Consider the following 25,209-nt stretch of genomic DNA (forward strand, 5'->3'; position numbering starts at 1 on the left):
AGCCCGGGATTAGCTCAGGATTAGTCTTGTGACGGCGGGTGGCCCGGGGGCCACGCCGCCGGGAATGGAGGGACCCGCATGCACATCCCGTTTCAGCTGGACGCGGAGCGCCAGGAGGCGCTCCGCGCCGAAATCGACACCAAGCGCCGCGAACTCGTGGCCGATCTGGGCGAGCGCGACACGCGCTACATCCGCCGCGTGATGCGGGTGTCGCGGCTGCTCAGCATCGGCGGCCGCTCGCTGCTGATGTTCAGCTTTTTCAATCCCTACACCTGGATCGCCGGGGTGCTGAGCCTGGCCGTGGCCAAGATTCTCGAGAACATGGAGATCGGCCACAACGTGATGCACGGCCAGTACGACTGGACCGGCGACCCGCGGCTCGATTCGCGGACCTACGACTGGGACAACGTCTGCGCCGCCCAGGACTGGAAGCAGTCGCACAACGTCAAGCATCACGACCTGACCAATATCGTCGGCAGGGACCCCGACTTCGGCTACGGCGTGCTGCGGCTCACCGACGCGGTACCCTGGCATCGTCGCAGCCGCGCCCAGCTGGTGCTGGGCCTGACCACGACGCTGATTTTCGAATGGGCCGTCGGCATCCACGACGCCGAGCCCGAGGCGGTGCGCGACGGGCGCATCAGCTTCAAGCAGTTCGTCGACCGGCTCGGCGCTTTCGGGCGCAAGCTGCGGCGCCAGGCGTTCAAGGATTATCTGCTGTTCCCCGCGCTGGCCCTGCTGACCGGCCATGCGCTGGGTGTGCTGGCCGGCAACGCCCTCGCCAACCTGATCCGCAACATCTGGTCGGCGGTGATCATTTTCTGCGGCCACTTCCCGCAGCAGACACGCATCTACTCGATCGATGAGACCGCGAACGAAAGCCGCGGCGCCTGGTACGCACGGCAGATCGAAGGCTCGTGCAACATCGAAGGCGGCTGGCTGCTGTATGTGATGAGCGGATACCTGAGCCACCAGATCGAGCACCACGTGTTCCCGGATATCCCGTCGCACCGCTATACGGAGATCCAGCCCTGGCTCAAGGATCTGTGCAAGCGCTACGGCCTGCAATACAACACGGGTAGTCTGCCGCGGCAGTACTGGTCGGTAGTGCGCCGGGTGGCACGCTATTCGGCGCGGCCCAAGCCGGCGACGGGCGCGCTGCCGGCCTGAACCGCATCGGCAGCAGCATCCCGGTGCGCGGCGCGCCTGCGTAGACTAACGCGGTCATTCGGGGGGCGATGGGTGACGATCGCGGAGCGCCGGTTTATGCAGGCCGATTCAACGAGCGGTTTCTCGCTGCATGCGCAGCTGGCGGCCGACTGCGCGGTGATCGCCGACGCACCGCTGTCGCGTCTGCTGCTGATGAACGACGCCCAGTATCCCTGGTTCATCCTGGTGCCGCGGATCGCCGGCCTGCGCGAAATCTACGAGCTGGATACCGCCGGCCAGCAGCTGCTGCTGGCGGAATCGGTGGCGCTGGGGCGCGCGGCGATGCAGGCCTACGGCGGTGACAAGCTCAACGTCGCCGCGCTCGGCAATATGGTGCCGCAACTGCACCTGCACCATATCGTCCGGCATCACGGCGATGCGGCCTGGCCGGCACCGGTATGGGGCCGCCATCCGGCCGTGCCCTATACGCCCGAGCAGCGCAGCGAACGGCTGGCGAAGCTGGGTCCGCTGCTAGGCGCCGACTGGCGCTGGCTGTAGCAGCGAAACGCTTGCCGAACGGTTGCGGTTGCGGCGCGGCGGCAACACACTGGCGCAATCCGAGCCAGCCCACCTACCAAAACCATCGTCCGCGCATCGACGCAGACGGCAACGGCGGCTCGACCCGGCTTATTTGCTGATCGGAGTGCGTGATGGAAACCGTTGCAGGCAAGAAGGTGCTGATCACCGGCGCCGCCATGGGCATGGGCAAGCTTTACGCCGAACTGGCGGTGCGCGAGAAAGCCGGCGCGGTGGTGCTGTGGGACGTAAACCAGGCCGCGCTCGACGCGACCGTCACTGAGCTCAAGGCCGCCGGCGGCACCGTGTTCGCCTATGTGGTGGACGTGTCCAACCTGGAGGACATCGAGAAGAACGCGGCGCAGGTGCAGCGCGAAATCGGCGATATCGATCTGCTGTTCAACAATGCCGGCATCATCCGCGGCAAGTATTTCTGGGATCACGACAACCGCCGCGACATCTGGATGACGATGGCAGTGAATTCGCTGGCGATCATGTATATCGCGCGCGCCTTCATCCCGGCCATGATCGCCGGCGGCCGCCAGAGCCGTATCGTCAACATCGCCTCCGCCGCCGGTACCGTCAGCAACCCGCGCATGAGTGTGTATTGCGCGAGCAAATGGGCCGCGATCGGCTGGAGCGATTCGCTGCGCCTGGAGCTGGAGCAGGCCGGCCACCGCCACGTGAAAGTCACCACGGTGATGCCGAGCTACATCTCGACCGGCATGTTCGAAGGCGTGAAGGCGCCGCTGATGACACCGATCCTGAGACCGCAGGTGGTCGTGGACAAAGTCTGGGCCGCGATGAAGATCGGCAAGGCGCAGCTGACGCTGCCCTGGACCGTGCGCCTGGCGATGCTGAGCCGCGGCCTGCTGCCGCTTGCCGTCTGGGATTTCATTGCCGACAAGGTGTTCCACATCTACAGCAGCATGGATCACTTCCAGGGCGGCCGACCGTAGCAGGCCGGGCACAGCCGCCTGTACGGTCTTTGTTGAAAATCAAAATATAAAATCATAAGGAGAACGCCATGAACTATTTCGTCACCGGTGCCACAGGCTTCATCGGCAAGTTTCTGCTGGAACGGCTGCTGGCGCGGGACGATGCCAAGGTCTACGTGCTGGTCCGCGAAAGCTCCAAGGACAAGTTCGCGATCCAGACCCTGCGCTACGGCGAGGCGGCCAAGCGCCTGGTCCCGGTATACGGCGATATCACCGAGGCGGGCCTGGTCAAGCCGGCCGACTTCAAGAAGCTCGCCGGCAAGATCGACCATGTGTTCCATCTCGCCGCGCTGTACGACATGAACATGGACGATGCGCTGGCCGACCGCATCAACAACGAGGGCACGCGCAACGTCGTCGAGTTCGCCAACAGTCTCGGCGGCGACGTGCGCCTGCATCACGTCTCCAGCGTCGCGGTCGCCGGCGGCGAGCACATCGGCAAGTTCACCGAAGACATGTTCGACGTAGGCCAGAGCGTCGAGCACCCGTATTACCGCACCAAGTTCCAGTCCGAAGCGATCGTGCGCAACGAGAGCAAGCTGCCGTTCCGCGTGTATCGCCCCGGCATCGTCGTCGGCCACAGCGTCACCGGCGAGATGGACAAGATCGACGGCCCCTACTATTTCTTCAAGGCGCTGCAGAAGATCAGCCATAAAGTGCCGAAGTGGCTACCGCTGCTGGGCATCGAAGGCGGGCGCATGCCGGTGGTGCCGGTGGACTACGTCGCCGCGGCGATGGACGCGATCGCGCATCAGCCCAAGCTCGACGGCCAGTGCTTCCACCTGATGCAGAACAAGTCACCGACGGTCGGCGAACTGCTCGCAACCTGCATGGAAGTCGCGCATGGGCCGGAATTCGCGGCCAAGATCCAGCTGCCGGCGATTCCGGATTTCGTCCGCAACATCGGCTCACGAGTGGCCAACGCGGTGCCCAAGGGCACGCAGAAGCGCATCGCCGACACCATCGGCGTGCCGATGTCGGTGATCGGCTATGCGTTCAACCGCAGCGTGTTCGACAACAAGCACACGCGCGCCGCGCTGAAGAACACCGGCGTCAGCTGCCCGGACATCCGCGACTACGCCGACAAGCTGTGGGCGTACTGGGAGCTGTTCCTGGATCTGAAAGTGAAGATCCCGGCCGATGCGATGCAGAAACTCGCCGGCAAGGTGGTCATGGTCACCGGCGGCAGCTCCGGCATCGGCTTCAACGCGGCGAAGAAATTCGCTGCCGCCGGCGCCAAGGTGATCCTGGTGGCGCGCACGCTCGACAAGCTCGAGGAAGCCAGGACCGTGCTCGAGCGCGCCGGCGGCGAGGCCTATGTCTACCCCTGCGATCTGTCCAACATGGAGGACATCGACCGCATGGCCGACGAAGTGCTGCGCGACTTCGATCATGTCGACATCCTGATCAACAACGCCGGCCGCTCGATCCGCCGCGCGGTGATGGAATCGAGCACGCGATTCCACGACTACCAGCGCACGATGGATCTGAATTACTTCGGCGCGGTGCGGCTGATCATGAAGCTGCTGCCGAGCATGACCAAGCGCAAGAGCGGCCACATCGTCAACATCAGCTCGATCGGCGTGCTCGCCAACGCGGCGCGTTTCTCGGCCTATGTGGCGAGCAAGGCGGCGCTCGACGCGTTCACGCGCTGCCTGTCGGCCGAAGTGCGCAATCACAACGTGCACACCACCGCGATCTACATGCCGCTGGTGCGCACGCCGATGATCGCGCCGACCAAGATGTACGACTACGTGCCGACCTGGAGTCCGGATACCGCTGGCGACGTGGTGATGAAGGCGGTGCTGGAGCGGCCCAAGTCGGTCGCCACCACGCTCGGCACCGCGGCCTCGGTCAGCTACGCGCTGTGGCCCAAGCTCAACGACTACGTGCTGAGCTGGGGCTTCCGGCTGTTCCCGTCGTCATCGGCCGCGCGCCAAGGTCGCAAGGAAGGCCACAAGCCGACCTTGGAGCAGATGGTGTTCGCCAACGTGTTCAAGGGCGAGCACTGGTAGGCGCGTCGCAGCGACGTAGTTTGGGGTGAGCTTGCGAACCCAAAAATTTGCGCGCGCGACCGTTGGGGTTCGCAACCTCACCCCAACCTACAACTGCAACGTCACCGACATCAATCGCGCGAATTCGCTTAGCCTTTTCGGCTAATGGCCGCCGCCCCGCTCAAACCGATGCCGTCGCGACTGTCGCTCGCATTCGCGGCGGCATTGACGCTGCATGTGCTGGCCGCTTTGACTTGGCCTGGCCTGTATCGCCTGCTCGGCGCGTCCGCTGCTGTGGAAAAGCCGGCACCCGTGCCGCCGCCCTTGCCACGCGAACCGCCGACGACGCCGAGTGGCGAAGTGATCGCCATCCGTCTGCCGCTCGCCGGCTTCCAGATGCAGACCGAACTGGGCGCGGTCGCGCGCAACAACCCGCGGCGAGGTTCGCTGCCAAGCGCGGCGAAGGCGCCAGTCGGCAAGTTCGCGATGAGTGCCAGCCTCGGTGCCGCGGCCGGCGAGGCGCTGGCAGCCGATCGGCGCACACCGCCAATGCAGCAGCCCCCGGAAACCGCAGGTCGGGTCACCGAACTGCGGCTGGCCCGCACCAACCCGGCACGGCCCACAGCATCACCGACGGCCGAGCGAAACAGGGCATCGGCGGATACGAAGCCGGGCGTCGCTGCGCCGATCGAGCCGGCCGCACCGCCAGCATCGACGCAGCCGAGCCGCGCGCGCAGCGCTGCGCCGACACCAGCGGAGACATCGGCGCCGCCGCCACCGATCCAGCAACCTATCCGGCCGCCGGCCTATCCATCGGTGCAGCCGTATCGCGGCGCAGCGGAGGAGAAAGTCGCCGTGGCGCCGCCGCTACCGCCTGCCGGGCCGGACGAGAGCCCGGCATCGCCGCCGCCGACTGCCGGCAATGCGCTGAGCCTGGCGGCGCCCGATCGCGGGCCCGGCGAACCCAGTGGCGAGCGCGGGCAGTTTTTCCAGAAGCTGACCGAGCATCTTTTTCAGGTGAACCAGCAGGTGCTGGCCGAAGCGATCCGCGCGACGCCGCGGCTGACGGTCGAAGTGCGTTTTACAATCGACCGCAGCGGCAGAGTGCTGGACGTGCAGGTCGTGCGCAGCACCGGCGACCCGGTGCTGGATCGCAAAGCCGGCGACGTGATCCTGCGCGCCTCGCCGGTACCGCAGATGGCAGCGGACATGCCGCTGCCACACCTGGAGTTGAGCTTCCCGGTGCAGATCTACCGCTGACCAACAGTAGATCGGCAATCCCTTGCCGACAGGCTCGCTTGCATACGCACTCCGTGCCGACAAAGGATTACCGCGCTACTCACGCGGGCTTCAGTCGCGGCACAGCCTAATGCCCTGTATCACCTAAACATACAATAACGACAACAACGATCCCGTCGTGACCGAACTCATCGAACCACCACCGGCGCCTACACGCTGGCTGCCGCTGCAGCGCCTGCTCGCGCGCGTGCTCAGCCTGCTCGATCGCTATCCCTGGCTGCTGCCGCTGGGCAGTTTCGTCGCCGGCGCCGCGAGCTATTTCATGGTGCGGCGTGGCGAGACCCTGGCGCGCAGCATCGCGATCGTCGCGCTGCTGGGCTGGCCCTGGCTGCTGGTGCAGGGCTGGCTGCATCGCTATCTGATCCGGCGTTTCAACTCGCGCTGGACACCCTATGCGCTGCAGATGGTGACGCAGTCGATCCAGCAGGAAGTACTGTTCTTCGCGCTGCCCTTCATCATCGGCGCGACGCAGCGCGACTGGGGCCAGTGGCTGTTCACCAGCCTGGCCTGCGTCGCGGCGCTGGTCAGCACGCTCGATCCGATCTACGAAAAACGCATCGCCCAGCGGCCAGCGCTGGGCATGCTGTTTCATGCCTATTGCAGCTTCGTCTGTGCGCTGGTCGTGATCCCGATCGCGCTGAAAGTCCAGCTCGAAAACGCGCTGCCGCTGGCGCTGGCGATCACTGGGCTGTGGCTGCTGCTCGGCCTGCCGCGCGTCTGGTCGGACCTGTCGACCCAGCGCGCCCGCACGCTCGGCCTGACCGGCCTGCTGCTGGCCCCGTTCCTGCTTTGGCTGTTGCGAGCGCACGTGCCGGCGGCCGGTCTGTCGGTGACGGATGCGCGCATTTCACAGACCATCGATGGCCTTGATCCCGGCAACGCGGTGACCACGTTCTCGACCAGCGCGCTGAAAGGCAGCGGTGCAATCGCGTTCGTCGCGATCCGCGCGCCGATGGGCCTTGAGCAGAGCGTGGTGTTCCAGTGGGTGCAGAACGGCCAGCTGCTCGACCGGATTCCGGCCGAGATCCACGGCGGCGGCAAAACCGGCTGGCGCACCTGGAGCCGCAAGCGAAATTTCCCCGAGGACCCGCGCGGCGACTGGAGCGTGGATCTGGAAACGCCGGACGGACAACTGATCCAGCGCCTGGAGTTCCGCGTTTCATGAGCAAGCTGAGCCGGCGCACCAGGCCGGACGCGCTGCTGATCTGCAAAAAGTGCCTGAAAAAGCAGCGGCGCGATTGCGACGTCGACGGAGTCGAACTCGACGACTGGCTCAAGCAGCAGCTGCGCGCGCTCGACGGCGAGCCGCTGCCGATGGCCAAGTGCAAATGCCTGGACCTGTGCCCGGACGACGGCGTGGTGCTGGCACTCGGCGGCAAGCTCGCCGGCAAAAAGCCGCTGCACGTGATCAAGAATGGTGACAAGCCCGAGCGCGTGATCCGCTGGCTGGGGCAGCGCGGTAGGTTGGGGTGAGCATCGCGAACCCCAACATCGGCGCGGAACAAACGTTGGGGTTCGCTGCGCTCACCCCAACCTACGGCGGGCGCAGCCGCGCGCGACGCTGCGCCACGCTCGCCGACAAGGTCCGCAGCACGTCCACCGTATCGTCCCAGCCGATGCAGGCGTCGGTGACGCTCTGGCCGTACTTCATCTTGTCAGGCGCCGCGATTTCCTGGCGGCCTTCGACCAGGTGCGATTCCACCATCACGCCAATGATGCGGCGGTCGCCGGCGGCGATCTGGCCGCCGACATCCTGCGCGACGACGATCTGGCGCTTGTGCTGCTTGGAGCTGTTGGCGTGGCTGAAGTCGATCATGATTTCGGGGCGCAGGCCGGCCTTGGCCATCGCCGCGCTGGCCGCTTCCACCGACTGCGCGTCGTAGTTGGTGCCGAGCGTGCCGCCGCGAAGAATGATGTGGCAGTCCTCGTTGCCGCTGGTCTCGAAGATCGAGATCTGGCCTTCCTGGGTCAGCGACAGGAAACGATGCGGCGTGCGCGCCGACTGGCAGGCGTCGACCGCAACCTTGACGCTGCCGTCGGTGCCGTTCTTGAAGCCGACCGGGCAGGACAGGCCGCTGGCCATTTCGCGGTGCAGCTGCGACTCGGTGGTGCGCGCACCGATCGCACCCCAGCTCACCAGGTCGGACAGGTACTGCGGCGTCAGCAGATCGAGGTATTCGACGCCGGCCGGCAGGCCCTGGTTGTTCAGATCCAGCAGCAGCTTGCGCGCGGTGCGCAGGCCCTGATCGATGTCATAGGTGTCATCCAGCTTCGGATCGTTGATCAGGCCTTTCCAGCCGACCGTAGTGCGCGGCTTTTCGAAATACACGCGCATGACGATCAGCAGGTTCTGCTTCAACTGCTCGCGCGCGCCGAGCAGGCGCTCCGCGTATTCGAGCGCGGCCCGGGTGTCGTGGATCGAGCAGGGGCCGACGATTACCAGCAGGCGATCGTCGCGGCCGGCCAGCACTTCCTGGATTTCGCGGCGCGTGTCGAAGGTGGTCTGGGCGGCGCGCTCGGACAGCGGCAGTTCGGCCTGAACCTGGGCCGGCGTCGAAACCGCGCGGGCGCGCGAGCGGATGTTGTCGGTAACGAACTTCATGGTGGCACGGTGCCGTTCGGCAGATCGCGTTTTAAGGGGCACGGATGCTAGCAGAGGCCGCCGCGGCGCCCTAGAGCTGAGCTAAGCTTCGGCATCGCAGGGAGTGTTCGCAAGGATACAAGGGAGCGTTCGTGGTCAAGCTTTTATCACAAAAAATCGTATTACTGGCCGGCCTCACCGCCAGCGCGCTGGCCGCCGCCGGCGAGCGGCCGCTGGCGGTCTACAACCAGGGCGCGCTGGCGCGGGCCTTCGAGCTGCCGGCGCTCGGCGAAACCAGCGTGCTGGCATCGGGCGCGTCGATCACCGACCTGCGCTACGACCTGACCACCGAGTATCACGCCAGCGGCGACGCTTCCGAGTCGGTGGTTCTGGACGGTGAAGCCGACCTGCTGACGTTCGCCTTCCGCCGCGGTATCGGCTCGAACCTGGAGCTGACATTCGACGTGCCGCTGCTGTACCAGGGCGGCGGTTTCATGGACAGCGTGGTCGAGGACTGGCACAGCGCCTTCGGCCTGCCCAACGGCGGCCGCGAGGACGCGCCGCATAATCGCTATCTGTACCAGTACCAGCGCAACGGCGCGATCCTGCTCGATGAGCAGCGCAGCGGCACCGGCATCGGCGACCTGCGCATGGGCCTGGGCTGGCAGGCGCTAGCCGGCCTGGCGCTGCGCAGCGAAGCCAAGTTCGGAACCGGCAGCGAATCGCATCTGTCCGGCGGCAACAGCGGCATCGCGGTATACGGCGACTACGCGCTGCCGTTCCCGGCAGGCTCGATGTTCAGCGGCTTCTTGTCGGCCGGGGGCTCGTACAACGGCAAGACCGGCGTGCTTGGCGACATGCAGAACCAATGGATTCCGTTCGGCAGCGCCGGTATCGCGGTGCGCGTGCTGAATTCGCTGTCGCTGCTCGCGCAGCTCTACGGCAGCGGCGCGCTGTACAGCGGCTCCGATCTGGACCCGTTCCGCGAGGCGCTGCAGTTTTCGATGGGCCTGCGCTACCACATCGGCCAGCAGCTGGATTTCGACCTGGGCTTCCAGGAAGACCCGATCACCAGTTCCTCGCCGGATTTCAGCATCCACATGGGGCTGAGCTGGCGCGGCGGCGGTGACCGGGGCTGATGCGCGCCCTATCCCGGCAGATCGAACAGCAGGACTTGCGCATCTTCGCCGGCGATCAGGCTCAGCGTGGATTCGCCACTGAAGGTCAGCGCGTCGCCGGCTTTCAGCCTGCGGCCACCGACGCTGACTTCACCGGCCGCCAGGTGCAGGTAGTAGCGGCGCTGCGGGTCGAGCGTCTGCGTCAGCGCCTGGCCCTCGCCCGGCCAGGCGATCAGCAGCCGCGCATCCTGCAAAACCGAGAACGGCGCGTTCTCGCTCTTGGGCGCGACGACCATGGTGAAACCGCGGCGCAGCGCGTCGGCGTCCAGCGCTTTCTGCTGATAACCCGGCGCCGCGCCGCGTTCCGAAGGCACGATCCAGATCTGCAGAAAATGCACGGCCTCGCCAGGGGAGGCGTTCATCTCGCTGTGCTGGATGCCGCTGCCGGCGGTCATCAGCTGCAGCTCGCCGGGCAGAATCACCGAAGTGCCGCCGGTGGAATCGCGGTGACGCAAGCCACCCTCGATCACGTAGCTGATGATCTCCATGTCGCGGTGCGAATGCGGCGGGAAGCCGGCGCCGGCAACGACGCGGTCCTCGTTGATCACGCGCAGTGCGCCGTAGCCCATCTTGCCGGCGTCGTAGAACTCGCCGAACGAGAAGGTGTGGTGGCTGTCGAGCCAGCCGTGCTGGGCATGGCCGCGCTCGCTGCCAGCTTGAAGGGTGATCATGACGCTGCTCCTGTAAAAATGTCTGCGATCAATCTATGGCCAATGCCGGCAGCATGAAATCGGAATGTTTTGGAACGAGTCTTCAGCCACGTTGAACCCCATAGAAATGCCCATGCGAGAACCCCGATGCGCCTGAGCCTGGATGCACTGGAAACCCTGGACGCGATCGAGGAGGCCGGCAGTTTCGCGCGCGCCGCCGAGCGCCTGCACCGGGTGCCCTCGGCGCTGACCTACACCGTCAACAAGCTCGAATCCGATCTCGGCGTGGCGATTTTCGACCGCAGCGGCAAGCGCGCAGTGCTGACTGCCGCCGGCCGCGAATTGCTCGAGCAGGGCCGCGAGCTGCTGCGCCAGGCCGAAAGCCTGGAGCGCCGTATCAAACGGGTTGCGCAAGGCTGGGAAACACAGCTCACTATCGCCGTCGACGAGGCGCTGCCGCTGGACCGGCTGTTCCCGCTGCTGTCCGAATTCGACGCGCAGAGGGCCGGCACGCGGATTCGTTTCATCCAGGAAATCTTCGGCGGCACCTGGGACGCGCTGATCGATCGCCGCGCCGATCTCGCGGTGTGCGCGCCCGGCGAGGTGCCGGCCGGTTTCGGCATCTGTTCGCGCGAAATCGGCCGCATCGATTTCGTCTACGTGGTGGCGCCGTTCCATCCGCTGGCGGAGGCGCCCGATCCGCTGCCGTCCAAGCTGATCACGCGTTATCGCGCAGTCGTCGCCGCGGATTCGTCGCGCCGCATTCCCGGCCGCAGCTCGGGCGTGCTGGCCAATCAGGAAACGCTGATCGTGCCGACGCTCATCGCCAAGCTTCAGGCGCAGGTCGCCGGTCTCGGCGTCGGTTATCTGCCGGCCTATATGGCCGAGCCGGAGATCGCCGCCGGGCGGCTGGTCGTCAAACATCCGGAATTGACACGCGAATCGGCGCCCGCACATATCGGCTGGCGTGAGGCCGAAGAGGGCCGCGCCGGCGCCTGGTTCCGCGAGCGGGTGATCGCCGAAGCCGAGGCTAGCCGGCTGTTTCCGCAGAGCGCGCCCGCGGCAACCGCGAACTCGGCGGCCACCGCCGCGGTCTCCTGAAAAGTCCTCAGTCGATCCGACAGCGCCGCTGCTACACTCGCCCGATGCGTCCACCCAGGAACCTGCGGTCGAAGACCGCCTCCGAGCTTCCCTCTGCCGCGCCGCGGGCGAGGGAAGAGATCGGCGCGTTCCAGGCCTCGGGTACGCAAGGGCGGCGTTGCGGCGGCATCTCACCCGTGCTGCGCTATGCGCTGCTCGCTGCAGTCCTGGTCTGGTCCCAGATCTGGGCGGCGCGGCACGACGCGCAGCACGCCGGCGCCGGTGCCGAGCACGTCGCGTCCTGCGCGTGGTGCGTTTACGGCGGCGGCCCGCAGGCGCTGCCGGGGCCGTCGCTGCAGCTGACGCTGGTTCCGCCGGCTGAAGCCTGGCTGGCATCGCTTGCGGCACCGGCCGCCATCGCGCAGCCGGTCGGCGTCTACCGCAGCCGCGCACCGCCCGTATCCGCCGTCTGATCCGCAGTTCGTCCGGCCGCGCATTTCGCGCCGCCGGCCTGGCCTGTTTTCGGGCCAGTTCAGACGTTTTGGAGATTCTTTCTTGCTCACCCGATATTCCCGCGCGCGCCGTATCGGCGTGCTGCTGTGCTGTGCCACGCCCGCGGCCTGGGCCGCCGATGCCGGCAATGCCTTCAATCCGAAAATGAGCCTGGTGCTGCAGGGCACTTTCGCCGACTACCAGCACGACCGGCCGCTGAGCTTCGGCGGCTTTCTGCTGGACCCGGAGACCGAAGCCCGGCCGGAAGGTTTCTCGCTCGGTGAAACCGAGCTGGCAGTCGAAAGCAACATCGACGACCTGTGGCACGGCTGGGCCGCGATCTCGTTCGAGAACAACGCGCAGGGCGACAGCTCGGTGTCGGTCGAGGAAGCCTACGTCAACACGCTGACCTTGCCGGAAGGGCTGGCCTTCAAGATGGGCCGCTTCTTCTCCGACATCGGCTATCAGAATCGCCAGCACAGTCACGCCTGGGATTTCGTCGAGGCGCCGCTGGTGTATCAGGCGTTCTATGCCGGGCAGCTCGACGACGACGGCCTGCAGCTGAAATGGGTCGCGCCGACCGATGTATTCCTGGAATTCGGCGCCGAAGCCACGCGCGGCGCGAACTATCCGTCCGGCGGCAACCATCGCAGCGGCGTCAACGGCGAAACCGCGTTCGTGCATCTGGGCGGCGATGTCGGCATCGACTATTCATACCGGCTCGGCGCTTCCTACCTGCATGGCGACAGCCACGATCGCCAAAGCAACGACAGCAGCGACGACAGTGATAGCGGCAACACCTATCTGTTCACCGGCAAATCCGACATCGTCGGCCTCGACGGCGTAATGAAGTGGGCGCCGCAGGGCAATGCCACGCGGCGCAATGCGCTGCTGCAGGCCGAAGTGTTCCGCCGTCACGAAAGCGGCGACGTCACGCTCGGTGACGACAGCGCCACCACGGCGTATCGCGGCAACGCGATCGGCGCCTACGTGCAGGGCGTTGTCCAGTTCATGCCGCGCTGGCGTGTCGGCGCACGCTACGACTGGCTGTCGGCCGACAACCAGGTTCCGAACAATGCCGACGGCGCTTTCGACATCGTCGCCGACGACGGCCACGACGCGACGCGCGAAAGCCTGATGGCGGATTACTCGCGCAGCGAATTCTCGCGGCTGCGGCTGCAGTTCAATCACGACGATTCGCGCGCCGACGGCAGCACCGACAACCAGATTCTCCTGCAATACATCTTCAGCCTGGGCTCGCACCCGGCCCACGTGTTCTGAGGCACCGACATGACGCATTCGCCTTGTTTTTCGTTGTATCGCGCGCTCAAAGCCAGCGTCGTGCTGGCCGCGCTGACGCTGTCGATGCCGGCGTCCGCCGCATTGAAAATCTTCGCCTGCGAACCTGAGTGGGGAGCGCTGGCGAAGGAGCTTGGCGGCAGTGACGTCGACGTCTACACCGCCACCACGGCACAACAGGACCCGCATCAGATCCAGCCGCGGCCGAGCCTGCTGGCGCGCTTTCGCCAGTCCGATCTGTCGGTATGCACCGGCGCCGAACTCGAGATCGGCTGGCTGCCGGTGCTGATGCAGAGCGCCGGCAATCCGAAGATCCAGAGCGGCCAGCCCGGCTATTTCGAAGCGAGTTCGGCGGTGACGATGCTCGAGGTACCGACGCATCTGGACCGCGCCGACGGCGACGTGCATCCCTACGGCAACCCGCACATCCAGACCGATCCGCGCAACATCGGCAAGGTGGCGAAGGCACTGGCTCAGCGGCTGGCGGATCTCGACGGCGCGCATGCCGCGGACTACGCCAAACGCGCCGCGGACTTCGACGCGCGCTGGAGCGCCGCCGTCGCCAAATGGGCGCTGCAGGCCGCGCCGCTGAAGGACCAGCCGGTGATCACGTATCACAAGGAATGGGCCTATCTGTTCGACTGGCTCGGCATCAAACTGGCCGGCACGCTGGAACCCAAACCGGGTATTCCGCCGAGCGCGGCGCATCTGCAGGACCTGCTCAACGGGCTGAAGACGCAGCCGGCGAAGATGATCCTGTACTCGGCCTACCAGGACAATCGCGCCGCCACCTGGCTGTCCGACCGCGCCAAGTTGCCGGCGGTGCAACTGCCGTTCACGGTCGGCGGCGACAAGGGCACCGACGACCTGCTGGGCCTGTATCAGGTGACGATCGACAAGCTGCTGGCCGGGCTCAAGGCGAGTGCGCCGTGAGCTTCGACTGGACGCTGCTCGGGCCGCCGCTGCTGGCCGGCCTGCTGGTGGTCGCAACGCATGTGACGCTGGGCCGCGAGGTGCTCAGGCGCGGCATCATCTTCATCGATCTGACCATCGCGCAAATCGCCGCGCTCGGCGTGATCGGCCTGCTGGCGATGGGCGCGGACGATCACGGCTGGGCGCTGCAGGTCGCGGCCGGCGTATCGGCGCTGATCGCAGCCGGCGTGCTGTCCTGGACCGAGCACAAGTTCCCGCAGATCCAGGAGCCCCTGATCGGCAGCCTGTACGTGGTGGCAGCGAGCAGCGCGCTGCTGCTGCTCGCGCATAGCCCGCACGGCGCCGAGCATATGACCGAACTGCTGGCCGGGCAGATCCTGTGGGTCAGTTATGCGCAGCTGCTGCCGGTCGCCGGGCTGTATGCACTGGTACTCGCGGCCTGGGCGCTGGCGGGCGAGCACCGGCGCACGCTGTTCTACTTTCTGTTCGCGCTGACGGTTACCGCGTCGGTGCAGCTGGTCGGCGTGTATCTGGTGTTTGCCTCACTGATCCTGCCGGCGCTCGCGGTGCTCGGCATGGGCCGCCGCGGCGTCGCGCTGGCCTATGGCATCGGCGCGCTGGGTTACGCGCTGGGCCTGAGCATCTCGGTGCCGCTGGATCTGCCGTCGGGCCCGCTGGTGGTGTGCGCGCTGGCGGTTCTGTCGCTGATCGCCGGCGTCACGGGACGTCTGCTGCGCGGTTCCCGCGCCGCGTAGACGCCGCCGCGATGAGACAGCGAGCCTCGACCACCCGATGAACCGGCCGCGCCTCGGCGAGCTGTTCCACGGTGAGCGTATCCGCGCGCGCCGTCTGCGCGCGGCGCTGCTCGGCTGTGCGCTGCTGCTGACGCAGTGGCTGACGTTCGCGCACGCGGTCGAACACCCGGCGTTGTCCCAGGACAAGGCCTGCGCGGTCTGCGTGATGGGCCTCAACCTCGACGGCGGCATGCCGTTGCCGGCACTGCCGACGATCGCGTACTGGTTCCCCACTGAACTGCCGCCGCCACAAGCCGCAGCTGATGCCGCGTCGGCTGGGCTGCCGACGGCCCGCGCCCGCGGCCCTCCCGTTTCCTCGAGCTGACCCCGTACCGCCGCAGCCGCCTGCGCTTTCGCGCGGCGGCCATCGGCGGCCGCGTTGTGTCGTCCGTGCGTATCTGCGCGGGCCTGCCTGTTTGGCTCAATCTCAAGGAATCCCTCCATGTCCCGTCTTTTTCGCCGCTCCGCGATCGCGAGCGCGCTGTACCCGGCTTTGTACCTGGCTTACCCACATCCGGCGCTGGCCGCCGATCCCGGCGTTACCGATACCGCACCGACCCTCGCCGCCGCGGACGTCTCCGGCACCGAAGCCCTGCCCGAAATCATCGTCACCGCCGACCCGTTCGCGCGCGCCGCAGATCAGCTGACGCAGCCGGTCGAAGTGCTCAGCGGCGAGGATCTGGACCGTGAGCGCGGCGCCTCGATCGGCGAGACGCTGGAGCATGAACTCGGCGTCTCGACCACCGATTTCGGCCGCGGTGCCGGCCGCCCGATCATCCGCGGCCAGGGCGGCCCGCGCGTACTGGTGATGGAGAACGGCAGCCCGTCCATGGACGCCTCCGATGTCAGCACCGATCACGACGTCAGCATCGATCCGGCGCATGCCGAGCAGGTGGAAATCCTCAAGGGACCCTCAGCGCTGATCTATGGCAGCAGCGCGTCGGCCGGTGTGGTCAACGTGGTCGACGGACGACTGCCGGACAGCGTGACGCCGGGGGTCTCCGGCAGTGCCGGAGCCGGTTACGGCAGCAACGGCGATCAGCGTTTCGGCAGCGCCGACGTCGGCTACGGCTTCGGCGGCACGCAGCTGCATGCCGATATTGCCGGCAACAACTCCAGCGACTACGACATCCACGGCAACTCGGCCAGCGACGGCAGCGGCACCGAAGGCCACATGCCGAACAGCGCCACGCGCAAGGACTCCGGCTCGGTCTCGGCGGCGCAGGTCTGGGACGGCGGCTCGATCGCCGGCAGCGTCAGCCGGGTGGTCGCCGAATACGGTCTGCCGGTCGAACAGACTGCGTTCATCGACATGAGCCAGACGCGCTACGACCTCGAGGCCAAGCTCAAGGACCCGCTGCCCGGCATCGCCTCGCTGCGTCTGCGCAGCGGCTACAACGACTACGGCCATGTCGAGTTCGAATCACCCGGCGTCGCCGGTACGCGCTTCAGCAACAAGCAGAGCGATACGCGGCTGGAAGCCGTGCACGATCCGCTCGCCGGCTGGACCGGCGTGTTCGGCCTGCAATACGGGCATCGCGACTTTTCCGCGATTGGCGAAGAGGCTTTTGTGCCGCCGACGATCTCGACCGATCTCGGCGCTTTCCTGGTCGAGCAGCGGCCGGTGTCCTGGGGCTCGCTCGAACTCGGCATCCGCAGCGATCACACCCAGAGCGACCCGGATGGTTTTCCCGACAAGAGCTTCGATCCGCTGTCGCTGTCGGCCGGCACCACCTTCGATCTCGGCCGCGACTATCACCTGAAGCTGTACGCGACCCGTTCGCAGCGCGCACCCGAATCCGAGGAGTTGTATTCGTTCGGGCCGCACGGTGCGACCTCGACCTTCGAGCGTGGTGACGCCGGTCTGAACATGGAGACCGCGAACAACTTCGAGATCGGCCTGGACAAGCACGGAGGCCGCCTGCAATGGCGCGCGAATGTGTATTACGAAATCATCAAGAATTACATTTTCGAGCAGGAAACCGATCAGGGCTTGAACGCCGACGGCAGCGGCGTCGCGTCCAGCGACGGCCAGCCCGATCGTGTCGACGCCGAGGGCACATACGACCCGAACGGCGAACTGCTGCTGGTGAACTACCAGCAGTCGAATGCGCGCTTCTACGGCGTCGAAGGCGAGATCGGCTATGCGCTGCTGCAGGGCGAGCCGATCAATCTGCAGGCCCGCCTGTTCGGCGACGCCGCTTATGGCGAACTCAGCGGCGGCGACAATCTGCCGCGGATCACGCCGGCGCGTATCGGCCTCGGCCTGGAGGCGGATCACGGCCCGATGTCGGGCAATCTCGACCTGATCCAGGTGCTGAAGCAGGATCGTGTCGCCAGCCTGGAAACCGACACCGACGGCTACACGATGCTCAATGCCAGCGCCAATTACACGCTGCCGGGTGCCTCGCACAGCACGACGCTGTACATCCGCGGGCGCAATCTTTTGGATCAGGAAGCGCGCCGCGCGACGTCGTTCATCAAGGACCAAGTACCGCTGCCAGGCGCGAGCGTGATCGTCGGCTTCGAGGTGAAACTGTTGTAGCCAGCGCCACGGGAAAACCACTGTAGGAGCGGTCCTTGACCGCGATTATGCGCTGCAAAGCCTCAATCGCGGTCAAGGACCGCTCCTACAGTTGGCAGATTTAGAGCAGTTCGAGTCGCCGCAGCACACCCGCGAACAGCACCACGAAGCCGCCGATCTCGGCGACCGTCAGTGCCACCATCAACAACAGCAGCCCATGTCGCGGCAGCGCCAACGGGCCGATGGTCTGCGGCCGGCGGAACTGGTTGTCGGTGTCGCGCAGCAGGCCGTGCACCACGTAGCCGACGATCGCGACGGCGAAGAACAGCAAGGGCAGCGCAACCGACCACAGATCGACGGCATTCGACCAGGCCGACAGCGAAGCGAACACCGCCAGCAGCAGCGCCGCGAAGCTGTACATCAGCGAAGCCCGATGGGCGATGTCGACATAGGCCGGCGCTGCGGCCCGCGTGCTCGTGGCGATATGGCCGTACTTCCAGACCCCGGTCAGCAAGCCCGACAGAAAGAAGACGCCGGCAGCAACCAGCGCCAGGCGCACCGCGGGTTCGGTCAAGGACTCAGCGGTCATAAGTGCGTTTTCCCTAAAAAAAGACGTACTAATATAGTTTTAATCACATAATATGTGATTTTAAATCGCTAATTGCTCTTATACGGTTCGATTCAGCACATCGTATTGTGCTTGATGATTAAATTAATAAAGACATAATATACAATAAAAATACACATTTATGTGATTTAAAATTTATTCTTACCGTTATTTTTAATTTATTAGCACCAACATGATCTCGAATTTCCGCCACCGATCCTGCATCCGCTGCCGCTTTCCCGGACAATACAACATCGCTTATTGATCAATTGATAGATAAAGCTGCAATTGCGGCTTTTTTATCGCACCATCGCATGCTGCCGCTCGTCCTTTCCGCTGTTTCGGTCTTCACGGCCGCTGCGCTGTTCGTCGCCGGACAGATGCTGCTCGGTACCCAGCTGTCGCTGGGTCTGTCCGCGGCCGGCTTCGGGCCGATGCACATCGGTCTGGTCATGATGTGCTACTCGTTCGGCTTCATGCTCGGCTCGGTCACCGGGCCGCGGCTGATCAGCCGGGTCGGTCATATCCGGGTGTTTTCCGCGTTTGCAGCGCTGACCTGTTGCGCGGCGCTGATGCACAGCCTGCTCCTGCATGACCTGCTCTGGGCTCTGCTGCGCGCGATCTCCGGTTTCTGCGGTGCGCTGCTGCTGATCGTGTTGGAAAGCTGGATCAATGCGCACGCCACGCCGCAGGCGCGCGGCCGGCTGATGAGTCTGTACATGGTCAATTACTACCTCGCCGGCGCCGGCGGCCAGTTGCTGGTGGGCCTGTATCCGCCCGGCGATCACCGGCTGTTCGCGATCGCCGCCAGCCTGCTGGTGCTGGCCTCGGTGCCGCTGTCGCTGACCTCGCGCCCGGCACCGGCGCTGCCAACCTCGGGCCGGCTTGCCTTCCGCGAGCTTTTCCGTGCGTCGCGGATCAGCGTCGCCGGGGCGCTGGTCGCCGGCTTTGCGATGGCCGCGTTCTATCAGCTGTCGCCGATTTCGGTAAAAGGGCTGGGCTATGACGTCGGCACGGTTGCGCGCTACATGGCCTGCGCGGTGGTCGCCTCGATGGCGCTGCAATATCCGATCGGCCGGCTGTCGGACCGCTACGACCGGCGCCGGGTGATTCTCGGCATTGCGATCGCGGTCGCGGCTTCGTCGCTGCTGGCCGCGACCGTCGGGCAGTTGTCGCTGGCCGGACTGTTCGTCGCCAGCATGTTGTTCACGGCCACGCTGTCCTGCCTGTATCCCTCGTGCCTGGCGCGGCTCAACGATCGCACCCACGGCCGCAATCCGGTCGCGGCGAATGCCAGCCTGCTGCTGTGCTACGGCGTCGGCCAATGCCTCGGGCCGATCGTCAGCGCCGCCGTAATGAGCCTGCTCGGGCCGGCCGGGCTGTACGTCGCAGTGTTCGTGGTGCTGCTGGCCTTCGCCGGATACAGCCTGCGCCGGCTCGAGACCGCCAATACCGGCGTCGACGATCAGCAGCGTTACGTTCCGATGCCATCGCTGCCGACGCCGGGCATCGTCAACACCGTGCCGGCAGGCGACAATAAGCCATGAACACACTCTCAACTGCCAGCGCGCCCTCACAGGGCCGGATTCTCGACAACGACCTGTTCCTGCGCGCACTGCGCCGCGAGAACGTGGAGCGCACGCCGACCTGGATGATGCGCCAGGCCGGGCGCTACCTGCCCGAGTACCGCGCCACGCGCGCGAAAGCCGGCGGTTTCATGGACCTGTGCCGCAACGCCGAGCTGTGCTGCGAAGTCACACTGCAGCCGCTGGAGCGCTACGGCCTGGACGCGGCGATCCTGTTCTCCGACATCCTGACCATCCCCGACGCGATGGGCCTGGGCCTGAGCTTCGCCGAGGGCGAGGGTCCGCAGTTCGCGCGGCCGCTGCGCAACGCCGCCGACATCGACGCGCTGCCCGACCCGGACCCGGAAGGCGAACTGCGCTACGTAATGAACGCGGTGCGCACGATCCGCGGCGCGCTCGGCAGCCGGCTGCCGCTGATCGGCTTTGCCGGCAGCCCGTGGACGCTGGCGACTTACATGGTCGAAGGCCGCGGCGGCCACGACTTCGCCAAGATCAAGGCACTGGCCTACGAGCAGCCCGAAGTGCTGGACCGGCTGAGCGCCAAGCTGGCGAAGTCGGTGACCCAGTACCTGCTGGCGCAGGTTGCGGCCGGCGCCGATGCCTTGATGGTGTTCGACACCTGGGGCGGGGTGCTGGCGCCGTCGTTGTATCGCCGGCATTCGCTGGACCCGATGCGTGCGATCGTCGCCGGCCTGAAGGCGGCGGCGCCGACCGTGCCGGTGATCCTGTTCACCAAGAACGGCGGCCAGTACCTGAGCGAGATGGCCGACACCGGCTGCGACGGCCTGGGCGTGGACTGGACCACGGACCTGTCCGTGGCGCGCGAGCGCGTCGCGGGCCGCGTCGCACTGCAGGGCAACCTCGACCCGACCACGCTGTTCGCGTCGCCGGAACGCATCCGGGCCGAAGTCGCGCGGGTATTGCAGAGTTACGGAGCCGGGCCCGGCCATATCTTCAACCTGGGCCACGGCATCCTGCAGCAGACGCCGCCGGAACATGCTGGCGTGATGATAGCTGCGGTGCGCGAACTCAGCCCGGCGCATCACGTTACCGGCGCTGCGCTGAAGTCGTAGGTCGGCAATCCCTTGCCGACGGGAGGCTCCGGTTGCGCATTCACCGTACACGTCGGCAAGGGATTGCCGACCTACCAGCGGTTCGAGTAGGAGGGCGTTGATGCTGTCGATCTTGCTGCCGGCGCCGCTGATCGGTGTGCTGACGCTGGGCCTGATGCTGTGCTGGCTGCTGGCGATCGGCGTGATGCTGGCGCCGGGCATCCTGCTCAAGGCGATCTTCGCTTATCCGGTTCCGGTGCCGGCGGCGCGCGATCTGTGCACGCGCTATCTGACCGGCGTCGCCGACCTGTGGACCGCGGGCAACGCGGTGATCGTCCGGCTGCTGCAGGACCTGCGCTGGCAGGTGACGATAGCCGGGGCCATCGAGCCGGGCCGCAGCTACCTGCTGATGGCCAACCACCAGTCCTGGGCCGATATCCTGGTGCTGTGCGACGCGTTTCAGGGGCGCATCCGCTTCCCGCGTTTTTTCCTGAAACGCGAGCTGATCTGGGTGCCGATCATCGGAGTCGCCTGCTGGGCGCTGGACATGCCCTTCATGAAGCGCCACTCGCGCGAGGCGCTGGCCAGAAACCCGGAGCTGCGCAGCGACGATCTGCGCGCAACCCGCGAGTTCTGCGAGAAATACCGCCGCCAGCCGATCACCGCGATCATGTTCCCGGAAGGCACACGCTTCACCGAGGCCAAGCGCGACGGCAAGCAGTCGCCGTACCGCCACCTGCTACGAGCCAAGTCGGCCGGCATGGCGTTCACGCTCAATGCGATGGGCGAGCAGTTTGCCGGCCTGATCGACGTGAGCATCGCCTACAAACCCGCTGCTGGCGCCGGCGGCATCGTCTGGAGCTGGCTGTGCGGGCAGCAGCAGACCCTGGTGGTGCAGGCCGAGCTGCGGCCGATCCCGGCGGAGCTGATGCACGGCGATTACGACACCGACGCCGAATACCGCGGCCGCTTCCAGGCTTGGCTGAACGGCCTGTGGGCGCGCAAGGATGCTCATCTGGGGCTGCTGAAAGCCCAGGCGCTGGACGGCATCGGGGGCTCGACGCCGGCCGCTTCGCGCCACTAGCAGGCCGATAGGTACAAATATTTACGACAGCGCTTCTACAAGCGCCCGCGCTTTGGCTAGACTGAACGAACCTAACTCTCAAGCGCGCAGAAGGCCCCCGTCATGAAAATGCTCATCGCCATCATCAAGCCGTTCAAGCTGGACGCGGTGCGCGAGGCGCTGTCCGACATCGGCGTCCAAGGCATGACGGTCACCGAAGTCCGTGGCTTCGGCCGCCAGAAAGGCCACACCGAGCTGTATCGCGGTGCCGAATACACGGTCGATCTGCTGCCCAAGATCAAGCTCGAAGTCGCGCTGGCGCCGGAGAACGTCGACAAGGCGATCGACGCGATCGCCAAGGCCGCCAAGACCGGCCAGATCGGCGACGGCAAGATCTTCGTCTACGACCTGGGCCAGACGGTGCGCATCCGCACCGGCGAATCCGGCGTCAACGCGGTCTAGAGCTTCAAGACTGGGTCGCTTGGTAGGTTGGGGTGAGCGATAGCGAACCCCAACACCGGCGCGGACCACTGTTGGGGTTCGCTATCGCTCACCCCAACCTACGCCGTCACCGCACCGCGGTGCCCGGCTTCGGCTGCAGCAGCTGGAACCGGAAGCCCAGCAGCGGCGCCCAGTCGCCGACTGCGTACAGGTTGAGGTTGCGCAGAATCACTTCGGCCGGCGGGTCCATCACCACCCGGCAGGCCTGCGGGTAGCGGATGAAACCGCGCAGCGCGGCGGCCGACGCCGCGTCCCAGCGCCAGTGCTCGCGCTTGGCGCGCTGGTCGAGCAGGCCGATCAGGGTTTCCGGCGCGGCCTCGCGGCTGACATTGAGATCGAGCGCGCGCCGATCCAGGTAGCGGCTCATCAGCCCGCGATCCTGATAGTCCAGCTGCAGCTTGCGCAGCCCGACCTGGTCGGGCGCATGCGCCAGCTGAGCGGGCGTCGCGTCCAGCTGCAGGCCAAAGCGCAGGCCGGCGCTGTCCGCTCCGTCCAGATCGCCATCGATCAGCAGCAGGCCGGCATCCGGCAGCGAGCGCACATCGAACTTCGCCTGCAGATCCAAGCTGGGGTAGCCAAGTGCGGACAGGGCCGGTGGCACGTCGCGGCCGCGCAGGCGATAGCCGTCGCTCATCGGCAGGCTCAGGTCGATCAGCCGAACTCTGGCGTGCTCCAGCGAACCGTCGTCGGCCAGGTCGAGCCGGTCGATGCGCAGCTCTTTGGCCGTGATCCGGTATTCCAGCGGCGTGCCCAGCATCGCCTGGCTCAGGCCGCTGGGCTGCATCGAGACGCCGCGCAGAACGCCGCTGCCCCAGAGATTGACCCACAGTGTTTCGTAGCGGATCTGGCCATAGGCCTGCCACTGGTAGATGAAACGCTGCGCCGCCAGCTCCGCCTGATGCAGAGCCCACCACTGCGCGACGCCGAGAACGACCGCGGCCAGCAGCAGAACCCGCAACAGCAAATGACTCAGTCTCAAGGAGCGGTCCGGCGGTAGCGATGGTCGGATTCTAGGCACAAGAGGGCCAGGTCAAAGCGAATAGACTGATCGTCGTCCGATTTTTCTCGACGCATGGCTCCATGACACTCCGGCGGATCTCACTGCGGGTACTGCTGGCTTGGCTGCTGATCGGCTGGATCGGCATCGCCCAGGCCGCGACCATCTACCGATGGGTGGACGAGCGCGGCCGTGTGCATTACGGCGACCAGCGCGGTGCCGGTGTCAGCGCGATCGAAATCCGGCCCGGTGGCGGCGAGGCCCGGCCGGTCGAGCAGGCCGAGGCCGTCCAGCCGCTCACCCAGGAATGCGAACGCCGCAAAAGCCAGCTGGAGGCCTATAAGAGCGCGGCCTCGGTGGTCGAGACCGACGCGCTGGGCCAAAGCCATGAATACGACCCGGCACAGAGAACCCAGCTGATGCAGCTCGCCGAGCGACGAGTATTGAGCGCCTGCGGCAGACCGGGCGTATGAACCGCCGCCGGATTGCGCTCCTGCTGCTGTGGATCGCCGCGCTGCCGGTGGTCACGGATGCGGCGGTCTACAAGTGGACCGACAGCCAGGGCGCGCTGCACTACGACGACATGAACCAGGCGAGCGGCCACGCGATGACCCAGGACGACGTCAAGAAGCGCGTCGTCAAGGCGGTGCCGGAATGGGCCGGCATCGTGCCCGCGGAGTTTGCGCACGAAGTCGAGCAGCGTTGCGCGCAGACACGGGAACGCCTGGCCGGCTATCGCTCGGCCAAGACGCTGTACGGACGCGATCCGGATGGCAATACCTATCGGCTGTCGGCTTCGCAGGCGCGCTTGCTGGTTGCGGAGACCGAACGCGAAACGACGGGTCTTTGCGCTGCGGATGCGCCGCAACGGCTGTATCAGCAGGTGCGGCCGAAATCGGCAACGAACTAGCGGTAGGAGCGGTCCTTGACCGCGATTGAGGCCCCGTCAGCACAATCGCGGTCAAGGACCGCTCCTACAGTTCCAGCACCCAAGCCTTACGCCAACGCCTTAGCCACATACCCCGGCAGCGCGAACGCGCCGCGGTGGATCGCCGCGTTGTAGTACAGCGCATCGAGCTTGGCCAGCGCGGCGCCGTCCAGACGTTCCTGCAGCGGCGCCGCGGTCTTGCAGGCGATTGAACCCGACCACCAGCCGGACGGATACAGCGGCTGCGGGAACGTGAACAGATGGGTCTGCGCAAAGCCCGCGACCTTCATCGTCTGGTGCATCTCCTGGATCAGCTCCAGATGCAGCAGCGGTGATTCCGACTGCTGCACCAGCATGCCGTCGGGCTTCAGCGCCTTCATGCAATCCAGGTAGAACTTCTTGCCGAACAGACCTTCCGCCGGCCCGACCGGATCGGTCGAGTCGATGATGATCAGGTCGATGCTGCCGGGCGCCGCATCCTTCATCCACTGGATACCGTCGCCGAAGAACAGCGTCGCGCGAGGGTCCTTGTTCGCGGTGCACAGCTCGGGGAAATACTGCTCGGACAGCCGCGTGACGCGCTCGTCGATCTCCACCTGCGTGGCCTTGAGCACTTCGGGGTGTTTCAAAACCTCGCGCAAAGTCCCACAATCGCCGCCGCCGACGACCACCACGTTGCGCGGATCGGGGTGCGAGTTCAGCGCAACGTGCGACATCATCTCGTGATACAGAAAATTGTCGCGCGTCGACACCATGGTGCAGCCGTCGATGACCATCAGGTAACCGAAGGTCTCGGTGCGATAGATTTCGATCTTCTGGTACGGAGTCTGTTCCTCGACCAGTTTTTCGCCGAGTTTCAGCGAAAATGCCGTGCCGGTTGCATCGACGGGTTCGGTGAACCAGCTGGTATCCAGTGCCATATCGCGCT

Annotated in this window: 26 protein-coding genes; 21 read left to right on the plus strand and 5 right to left on the minus strand. The window is 66.0% G+C overall.

Annotated elements, in window-relative coordinates:
• The first annotated feature begins 78 nt into the window (after positions 1–78).
• The 7 genes from JWQ90_RS23415 (at position 79) to JWQ90_RS23445 (ending at position 7,489) form a co-directional block, all read left to right on the plus strand.
• Positions 79–1,170 (plus strand): acyl-CoA desaturase, encoded by a 1,092-nt coding sequence (locus tag JWQ90_RS23415; protein ID WP_299697419.1) that lies wholly within the window; start codon positions 79–81, stop codon positions 1,168–1,170.
• Between the two features lie 96 nt (positions 1,171–1,266).
• The gene (locus JWQ90_RS23420; protein ID WP_299697420.1) at positions 1,267–1,707 is read left to right on the plus strand and encodes an HIT family protein; all 441 of its coding nucleotides are present in this window, start codon (positions 1,267–1,269) and stop codon (positions 1,705–1,707) included.
• A 152-nt stretch (positions 1,708–1,859) separates the two neighbouring features.
• Positions 1,860–2,684, plus strand: a complete 825-nt coding sequence (locus JWQ90_RS23425) for an SDR family oxidoreductase (RefSeq protein ID WP_299697421.1) — start codon at positions 1,860–1,862, stop codon at positions 2,682–2,684.
• 68 nt (positions 2,685–2,752) lie between these two features.
• Positions 2,753–4,738 carry an SDR family oxidoreductase gene (locus tag JWQ90_RS23430; protein ID WP_299697422.1) on the plus strand — a complete coding sequence of 662 codons (1,986 nt, stop codon included), beginning with the start codon at positions 2,753–2,755 and terminating at the stop codon, positions 4,736–4,738.
• A 144-nt stretch (positions 4,739–4,882) separates the two neighbouring features.
• Complete coding sequence (locus tag JWQ90_RS23435) at positions 4,883–5,977, plus strand: energy transducer TonB (protein ID WP_299697424.1); 1,095 nt, start codon at positions 4,883–4,885, stop codon at positions 5,975–5,977.
• A gap of 157 nt (positions 5,978–6,134) precedes the next feature.
• A complete protein-coding gene (locus JWQ90_RS23440) occupies positions 6,135–7,181 on the plus strand; it encodes a DUF2914 domain-containing protein (protein ID WP_299697425.1) in 1,047 nt (348 codons plus the stop codon).
• Positions 7,178–7,489 (plus strand): hypothetical protein, encoded by a 312-nt coding sequence (locus tag JWQ90_RS23445; protein WP_299697426.1) that lies wholly within the window; start codon positions 7,178–7,180, stop codon positions 7,487–7,489. The genes JWQ90_RS23440 and JWQ90_RS23445 overlap by 4 nt, the downstream gene beginning before the upstream one ends.
• Positions 7,490–7,550: 61 nt before the next feature.
• Here the strand turns inward: JWQ90_RS23445 and JWQ90_RS23450 are convergent, their stop codons facing one another.
• Positions 7,551–8,618: a 3-deoxy-7-phosphoheptulonate synthase gene (locus JWQ90_RS23450; RefSeq protein WP_299697427.1), complete on the minus strand. Its 1,068-nt coding sequence runs from the start codon at positions 8,616–8,618 to the stop codon at positions 7,551–7,553.
• A 131-nt stretch (positions 8,619–8,749) separates the two neighbouring features.
• On the opposite strand from JWQ90_RS23450, the gene JWQ90_RS23455 reads away from it, so the two are divergent.
• The gene (locus JWQ90_RS23455; RefSeq protein WP_299697428.1) at positions 8,750–9,736 is read left to right on the plus strand and encodes a DUF3187 family protein; all 987 of its coding nucleotides are present in this window, start codon (positions 8,750–8,752) and stop codon (positions 9,734–9,736) included.
• A gap of 8 nt (positions 9,737–9,744) precedes the next feature.
• Here JWQ90_RS23455 and JWQ90_RS23460 read toward each other — a convergent pair whose 3' ends face one another.
• Positions 9,745–10,446 carry a pirin family protein gene (locus tag JWQ90_RS23460; RefSeq protein ID WP_299697429.1) on the minus strand — a complete coding sequence of 234 codons (702 nt, stop codon included), beginning with the start codon at positions 10,444–10,446 and terminating at the stop codon, positions 9,745–9,747.
• Between the two features lie 126 nt (positions 10,447–10,572).
• Between JWQ90_RS23460 and JWQ90_RS23465 the strand changes: the two genes are divergently transcribed.
• The 7 genes from JWQ90_RS23465 (at position 10,573) to JWQ90_RS23495 (ending at position 17,568) form a co-directional block, all read left to right on the plus strand.
• The gene (locus tag JWQ90_RS23465) at positions 10,573–11,526 is read left to right on the plus strand and encodes a LysR substrate-binding domain-containing protein (protein WP_299697430.1); all 954 of its coding nucleotides are present in this window, start codon (positions 10,573–10,575) and stop codon (positions 11,524–11,526) included.
• A 44-nt stretch (positions 11,527–11,570) separates the two neighbouring features.
• On the plus strand, positions 11,571–11,978 hold the full coding sequence (locus JWQ90_RS23470) for a hypothetical protein (protein WP_299697431.1): 408 nt from the start codon (positions 11,571–11,573) through the stop codon (positions 11,976–11,978).
• 82 nt (positions 11,979–12,060) lie between these two features.
• On the plus strand, positions 12,061–13,278 hold the full coding sequence (locus tag JWQ90_RS23475) for a hypothetical protein (protein ID WP_299697432.1): 1,218 nt from the start codon (positions 12,061–12,063) through the stop codon (positions 13,276–13,278).
• Positions 13,279–13,287: 9 nt separating this feature from the next.
• Positions 13,288–14,229, plus strand: coding sequence for a zinc ABC transporter substrate-binding protein (locus JWQ90_RS23480; RefSeq protein ID WP_299697433.1), 942 nt, complete (start codon positions 13,288–13,290; stop codon positions 14,227–14,229).
• Positions 14,226–14,984 carry a metal ABC transporter permease gene (locus JWQ90_RS23485; RefSeq protein ID WP_299697434.1) on the plus strand — a complete coding sequence of 253 codons (759 nt, stop codon included), beginning with the start codon at positions 14,226–14,228 and terminating at the stop codon, positions 14,982–14,984. The genes JWQ90_RS23480 and JWQ90_RS23485 overlap by 4 nt, the downstream gene beginning before the upstream one ends.
• 37 nt (positions 14,985–15,021) lie before the next feature.
• On the plus strand, positions 15,022–15,348 hold the full coding sequence (locus JWQ90_RS23490) for a hypothetical protein (protein ID WP_299697435.1): 327 nt from the start codon (positions 15,022–15,024) through the stop codon (positions 15,346–15,348).
• 117 nt (positions 15,349–15,465) lie between these two features.
• Positions 15,466–17,568 (plus strand): TonB-dependent receptor, encoded by a 2,103-nt coding sequence (locus tag JWQ90_RS23495; RefSeq protein WP_299697436.1) that lies wholly within the window; start codon positions 15,466–15,468, stop codon positions 17,566–17,568.
• 100 nt (positions 17,569–17,668) lie between these two features.
• Here the strand turns inward: JWQ90_RS23495 and JWQ90_RS23500 are convergent, their stop codons facing one another.
• Positions 17,669–18,136 (minus strand): hypothetical protein, encoded by a 468-nt coding sequence (locus JWQ90_RS23500; RefSeq protein ID WP_299697437.1) that lies wholly within the window; start codon positions 18,134–18,136, stop codon positions 17,669–17,671.
• 332 nt (positions 18,137–18,468) lie between these two features.
• Between JWQ90_RS23500 and JWQ90_RS23505 the strand changes: the two genes are divergently transcribed.
• The 4 genes from JWQ90_RS23505 (at position 18,469) to JWQ90_RS23520 (ending at position 22,317) form a co-directional block, all read left to right on the plus strand.
• Positions 18,469–19,701 carry an MFS transporter gene (locus tag JWQ90_RS23505; RefSeq protein WP_299697438.1) on the plus strand — a complete coding sequence of 411 codons (1,233 nt, stop codon included), beginning with the start codon at positions 18,469–18,471 and terminating at the stop codon, positions 19,699–19,701.
• A complete protein-coding gene (gene hemE, locus JWQ90_RS23510) occupies positions 19,698–20,813 on the plus strand; it encodes a uroporphyrinogen decarboxylase (protein ID WP_299697439.1) in 1,116 nt (371 codons plus the stop codon). Before JWQ90_RS23505 ends, hemE begins: the two co-directional genes overlap by 4 nt.
• Positions 20,814–20,913: 100 nt before the next feature.
• The gene (locus tag JWQ90_RS23515) at positions 20,914–21,876 is read left to right on the plus strand and encodes an acyltransferase (protein WP_299697440.1); all 963 of its coding nucleotides are present in this window, start codon (positions 20,914–20,916) and stop codon (positions 21,874–21,876) included.
• 102 nt (positions 21,877–21,978) lie between these two features.
• Entirely contained in the window at positions 21,979–22,317 is a 339-nt protein-coding gene (locus JWQ90_RS23520; RefSeq protein ID WP_299697441.1) for a P-II family nitrogen regulator, read from the plus strand.
• A gap of 106 nt (positions 22,318–22,423) precedes the next feature.
• On the opposite strand, the gene JWQ90_RS23525 is transcribed toward JWQ90_RS23520, so the two are convergent.
• Positions 22,424–23,335 carry a hypothetical protein gene (locus tag JWQ90_RS23525; protein ID WP_299697442.1) on the minus strand — a complete coding sequence of 304 codons (912 nt, stop codon included), beginning with the start codon at positions 23,333–23,335 and terminating at the stop codon, positions 22,424–22,426.
• 101 nt (positions 23,336–23,436) lie between these two features.
• Here JWQ90_RS23525 and JWQ90_RS23530 point away from each other — a divergent pair, with 101 nt between their 5' ends.
• Both JWQ90_RS23530 and JWQ90_RS23535 read left to right on the plus strand, forming a co-directional pair.
• Positions 23,437–23,826: a DUF4124 domain-containing protein gene (locus JWQ90_RS23530; protein WP_299697443.1), complete on the plus strand. Its 390-nt coding sequence runs from the start codon at positions 23,437–23,439 to the stop codon at positions 23,824–23,826.
• Positions 23,823–24,263: a DUF4124 domain-containing protein gene (locus JWQ90_RS23535; protein WP_299697444.1), complete on the plus strand. Its 441-nt coding sequence runs from the start codon at positions 23,823–23,825 to the stop codon at positions 24,261–24,263. The genes JWQ90_RS23530 and JWQ90_RS23535 overlap by 4 nt, the downstream gene beginning before the upstream one ends.
• Positions 24,264–24,349: 86 nt before the next feature.
• Here JWQ90_RS23535 and speE read toward each other — a convergent pair whose 3' ends face one another.
• On the minus strand, positions 24,350–25,201 hold the full coding sequence (speE, locus tag JWQ90_RS23540; protein ID WP_299697445.1) for a polyamine aminopropyltransferase: 852 nt from the start codon (positions 25,199–25,201) through the stop codon (positions 24,350–24,352).
• Between the last annotated feature and the right edge of the window lie 8 nt (positions 25,202–25,209).

Source organism: Hydrocarboniphaga sp. (assembly GCF_028291725.1).
GTDB lineage: Bacteria > Pseudomonadota > Gammaproteobacteria > Nevskiales > Nevskiaceae > Hydrocarboniphaga.